Consider the following 5544-nt stretch of genomic DNA (forward strand, 5'->3'; position numbering starts at 1 on the left):
GTTTAAAAACTAAAGCCAACCCTGATACTTAATCGGTTGAATACTTCGGTAGATTTTTGAAGTTTTTCGGTCACTGCGGATTCTTGATAACGATAACCTAAGCCAAGTAAAAATCCGTTGTTTTCTTGAAAAAGAAGTTTGATACCTAGACCAACCGCAAATGTTGCTCCACCTTGGTATTTGATGGTTGGAACATCGTTGGAGGTGGCATTGATACTATATCCTCCCTCCACAAAGTAAAATGGAATTTTGGCCGAGGTGGTACTTAAATCCCCTCGCACACTCAACACTACAGGGACGAAGGTTTGTACGGCATACAAATCTGCGCCTACACCTATGCCAAGATAAAGGAGCGAATTGAACCTGTATCCGTTGGTTGTTTGAAATGAAAATGCTGAAGTAGTAACGCCATTGGAGGCACGATTACTCATGGCAAGTGGCCCAAGTTCGGTATAATTGACAAAGCCCTTTCTTTTGTAAGTAGCCTTTCCAAAATTCTGACCGAGGGTATCTATTCTTACAATTTCGGCAGCAGTAAACACCCAAACAGATTGATCAATAGTTTGTATAGAAACCGAGGAGACATCCGACTTTAGGAGTTTTCCTACAATTTGACTTCCGTTCTTGAGGTTTACACGATGTTGAGCTATGCTTATAGTCTTATTTATCAAAAAAAAGATTGCTAGTAAAAAGGTCTTGATAAAATAGTTTTTCATGATTTTATTGGTCTAGCCATGTCTTAAATTCTGAACATCGCTCTTTTGATACATAAATTTCTGATTCAAAATTAGGCTTAAGCTTCACAAGCAATCGCCCGTTGTACACGGCTTTGACAGTAGCGATAGACGCGATTTTTGTAATGACTTTTCGGTTGAGGCGGAAGAAAAAGTCTGGTTGTAAAAGCTGTTCGAGTTGCTCTAAGGTATAATCAATGATATATCGTTTGGCATCATGGCAAACCAAATACACAATTTTGTCGTCGGCAAAAAAATAGGCTATTTCATCAAGGGTTTTATACTGTAAGGTATCGCCAAATTTCACTAAAAATCTAGATTTATACCTTTTTTGGTTGGTTTCGATGCTCTGGATAATCCGCTGAATATCAAGTGAATCTATTGATTTTCTGTCGTAGCTAAGTTGATGATATTTGTTGAGTGCTTGGCTCAAATCCTCAAAATCTAAAGGTTTGAGAAGATAATCAATACTATTAATCTTAAAGGCTTGAATGGCATATTGGTCGTAAGCTGTCGTAAATATGACAGGATTTTTGACAGGTATTTTTTTGAAAATATCAAAACTTGAACCGTCTGCCAGGTGGATATCTACCAACAATAAATCTGGTTCTTGGTGTTTGACAAGCCAGTTGGTAGCTTTTTCGACTGAGTCGACGGTATCTACCACGTTAATATTTTGGTCATACTCAAGGAGCAAACTTTTGGCTCGTTGTGCAGAGTGATATTCGTCTTCAATAATCAATACTTTCATAATAGATCTTCAGAGGATAATTTAATAATGGGAATTTTTACCAAAAATTCATGTGTAGTTTTAATCACTTCCACCTTTAGAGGACTCAAAAATTGGTAACGTTGAATGATATTACTTAAGCCTGTATTGGTGGATTCTGTAGTATTAACCAGTTTGGGTTGTAAGTTGTTTGATAAAACTAAATAAGGGTGCTCGGTATAAAGTGAAATTTTGAGAGGGTTGTTACGAGTAGCGATGTTATGCTTGATAGTATTTTCGAGCAACATTTGTAAAGCCATAGGTACAATTTGCCAATTGAGGTATTGTTCTTCTACCTTGATTTCTACGATGATTCCTTCATAAAAACGCTTTTGCAAGAGAAATAGATAGGATTTTGTAAAGTCTAGTTCTTCGGCAATGGTAATTAATTCTTTATCGTGGTGTTTTAAAACATATCGATAGACATTCGAAAATTGCTTAACAAATTGGATAGAGCTGGTGGTATCGGTGCTAATCAAAGAACTTAAAACACTCAGATTATTAAATAAAAAATGAGGATTTATTTGATTTCGAATAGCTTGAAGCTGTGCTTGCGTACTGATTTGACGGAGCTTTTCGGTTTCGAGAGCCATCATCTCAAATTCATGCACGTATAAATAAATCGTATTGAGAATGTTGAGAAAAAGGTTGATTCTGAAAGCAAACATCAAAAAGAGTTTGATTAATAAACTAAAGTTATCATTGTGTTTCACCTCCCAAACACTAGCAAAGACATAGCCTAGGCTTATTGCCAAAATAGCAGTAAGTAAAATACTACTGGCCATGCCCAAAAGAAGTTTGTACCATAATTTGGGATAATGAAAGCGGGAAATAAACAAGAAAATAAGCCTATTTCCTTCCCAAATACCTAAAATCAATAGGAAGAACAAGAATAATAGCTCTGGTTCTTTCAAAGGAATTGGATAGTAATGTAGGGTTTCGGTTACTAGCGTATTGGCAAAAGAATACACCGTGAGAATTGCAACCCACAAAAATCGAAAAGAATGAGCATATAGACTTTGCATAGATTAAGCAGAAAGAGTGGTATATCGATAACGGTTTTGAGTACGGCTATGTTTGAAAATAAATAACCCCCGCCTAAACTCGACGAGGGTTATATAAACAGGCTAAAACGATTATGGTAACAATACTTTGTCGATTACATGGATTACACCATTTGTAGCCAAAATATTAGCTGATGTAATATTTGAGTTGCCGCTTGATTTACCAATTACCTTTGCTCCACCAGATAGGTTGAATGTCAATTTAGCCGCAGTGTTTGCAGTTGCAACCTCACCCGAAACATTTGGTAAGTCTGTAGAGAATACTCGTCCTGGTACTACATGGTACAATAACACATTGGTCAAAAGTGTACGGTTGGCTGGGTCTAATAAAGTTGCTTTTGGAACAGTTTTATAGAGTTCTGTAAAAGCAGCATTAGTAGGCGCAAAAACGGTTAGTCCGTTAGCTGAAGCTTGCGATAGGGCTGTTGCCACCGCGGGGTCAGCAGCGGTTACTAGGCTAACAAGCTCTGTGAAGTTGCTATTTTCTGCTGCGATAGTAACCAAATTTTTGGTTGGGGGTACAATCACATTATCAATTACATGAATTACGCCGTTTGAGGCATCTACATCTGTAGCAATTACTTTGATATTTCCGTTGATAAAAACACCATCTGCATTTTTCGAAATATAAATCGGACTGCTAGTATTTAGCGTTGCTACAGTACCCGAAGTTACATTGGCAGCCATTACCTCTCCCGAAACCACATGGTTGGTTAGGATATTGGTGAGGTCGGTGTTATTAATACCATCCAAACTAGTAATACCAGCTTTTGTAAAGGCTGTATTATTAGGAGCAAATACCGTAAACGGTCCCGTCGCTTTTAGCGCAGTTACCAGATTGGCCTTGGTCAAGGCCGAAACTAATGTGCTAAATTGTGGGTCTGCAATGGCAACATCTGTGATGTCTTTTGTCATGACAGTGTTGTTTTCGTCATCGTTTGAGCAAGCGCTCAAGCCAAGTAATACGAAACCTAATAAGGCTAGTCCGGTTTTTCTAAGGTTTTTCATAAGTATAAAGGATTAATGTTTAATTCAACTTTATAACTCAAGCCTTCAGAAATAAGATATTGAGAATGGAGCGAAGCGACTGTTTTATGGTGTGAACCCTAAGTTCTTTTCCGTGAACTGTTCAATTTTATAACTGAATTTTAGGTGTATTTTAATAAAAATTCGCACTATATTTTGTTCAAAACATAGTGCGAATTGTGTAAAGAAGGCTTTAGCTTTTAATAAAGCAACAAAAACACAGCAATTCCCGCAAAATAACCCAAGAGGGCAGGAAGACTGATTTTGCGGATGTACCAGATAAAATCAATTTTTTCCATGCCCATTACTGCCACACCTGCCGCCGAACCTATTATCAAGATACTTCCGCCCGTACCAGCGCAGTAGGCCATGAATTCCCAAAGTTTACTGTCAACAGGATATTGTGCCAAATCGTACATACCCATCGAGGCGGCCACTAAAGGAACGTTGTCGATAACCGCAGAAGCTAACCCAATCGTAGTAACAATGATATCTTGGTTACCGATGGTTTTATCCATCCATACAGCCAAGTCGGTTAGCAAATGGGTCGATTCTAAGGCAGCAATAGCAATAAGAATACCCAAGAAAAATAAAATACTCGACGTATCGATTTTGCTGAGGGCGTGTGCTACCGAAAATGGCTTACGCTCTTCTTCGTCTTTGCCACTGTGTAATATTTCTGAAACAACCCAAACAATACCTAACCCTAGTAAGATACCCATGTAAGGAGGCAAGTGTGTGATAGTTTTGAATACAGGCACAAATAACAAGCTCCCCAAGCCTACTACAAGCATGATAGTCGAATTTTGGGTTTCTACAATGAGTTGATGAGCCGTGTCGGGCGAATATGTTTGCTCTTCGGGAGGCAAAGATTTCACTTTTCCTTTGAGTCGAGAAGTCATAAACAAAAGAGGAACTAATAAAGAAATTAGGCTTGGTATAAACAACCCTTTCATAATATTCCCTGCAGTGATTTGTCCTCCAATCCATAACATTGTGGTAGTGACATCCCCAATTGGCGACCACGCTCCACCTGCATTGGCAGCAATGATGACGATTCCCGCAAAAAGCTTACGGGTCTCTGGCTCTTTGATTAATTTACGCAGTACCGAAACCATGACAATAGCCGTGGTTAGGTTATCGAGGGCAGCCGAAAGAAAAAACGTAATTAGCCCCAATGTCCAGAGAAGTGTTACTTTATTTTTGGAAGTAATGCGGTCGGTAATAAGTTTGAAACCTTGATGGGCATCTACTAGCTCGACAATAGTCATGGCGCCTAACAAGAAGAAAAGTATTTCGGAAACACTTCCTAAGTGATGTGAAAGCTCGCTGACGACCTTTTCTGATTCGTGAGCACTTCCGAGAGCATAGACTGTCCAGCAAGCCACGCCTGTAAGCAAGGCCGTGGCAGTTTTATTGACTTTGATAGGATGTTCGAGGGCAATGGCCAAATAGCCAAGGGTGAATAAAATTACGATTCCTGATAGCATGGATGATTGTTACTGGTAAAATAAAAAAGCTTTGAATAATTTGAAATAAATATTTTCAAACTATTCAAAGCTATAAAAACTTTACTGGAGTATTATATTTTTTTAGAAAATTAAACGGTCAAAAGAATATTCAAATAGACTACTGTTGATTAATAAGTTGTTAGGCATTGGGCAAGAGACAAAGAGTTTTAAAAAGTTTTTCAATACCCTTAGCCACACTTTTGACAAAAGCCCACCGCTGAAAGCCCGAGGCAAAAGGTCTTTATCATTTTATAAAAATACCTCTTTGTCTTTTAGCTTATGGCTCACAGCTTATTGGGATAATGTGCCCATTACTTACTTAAGTTAGTACGCAAAATAAAGTTTAAGATTGTGCATTAAGCTTTCAGGTATCGGCTTTCGGCGGTGGGCTATGGCAAAAATGCATGTCCGTGGTCGTTAAAAATATTTTAGCACTCTTT

The 5544-nt window shown here is 38.3% G+C and carries 5 protein-coding genes; all 5 read right to left on the minus strand.

Translation table 11 applies throughout. The features are described from left to right. Positions 1 to 2 precede the first annotated feature (2 nt). Positions 3 to 716, minus strand: coding sequence for a hypothetical protein (locus tag ACOVQ4_RS04920; protein ID WP_421819541.1), 714 nt, complete (start codon positions 714 to 716; stop codon positions 3 to 5). Between the two features lie 4 nt (positions 717 to 720). Beyond that, entirely contained in the window at positions 721 to 1485 is a 765-nt protein-coding gene (locus tag ACOVQ4_RS04925) for a LytR/AlgR family response regulator transcription factor (RefSeq protein WP_421819542.1), read from the minus strand. Beyond that, entirely contained in the window at positions 1482 to 2528 is a 1047-nt protein-coding gene (locus ACOVQ4_RS04930; protein ID WP_421819543.1) for a sensor histidine kinase, read from the minus strand. Before ACOVQ4_RS04930 ends, ACOVQ4_RS04925 begins: the two co-directional genes overlap by 4 nt. Positions 2529 to 2639: 111 nt before the next feature. Continuing rightward, positions 2640 to 3575, minus strand: coding sequence for a fasciclin domain-containing protein (locus ACOVQ4_RS04935; protein WP_421819544.1), 936 nt, complete (start codon positions 3573 to 3575; stop codon positions 2640 to 2642). 218 nt (positions 3576 to 3793) lie between these two features. Next, entirely contained in the window at positions 3794 to 5083 is a 1290-nt protein-coding gene (nhaD, locus tag ACOVQ4_RS04940) for a sodium:proton antiporter NhaD (RefSeq protein WP_421819545.1), read from the minus strand. Positions 5084 to 5544: the final 461 nt, after the last annotated feature.

It is taken from the genome of Flectobacillus sp., from assembly GCF_049240685.1.
GTDB lineage: Bacteria > Bacteroidota > Bacteroidia > Cytophagales > Spirosomataceae > Flectobacillus.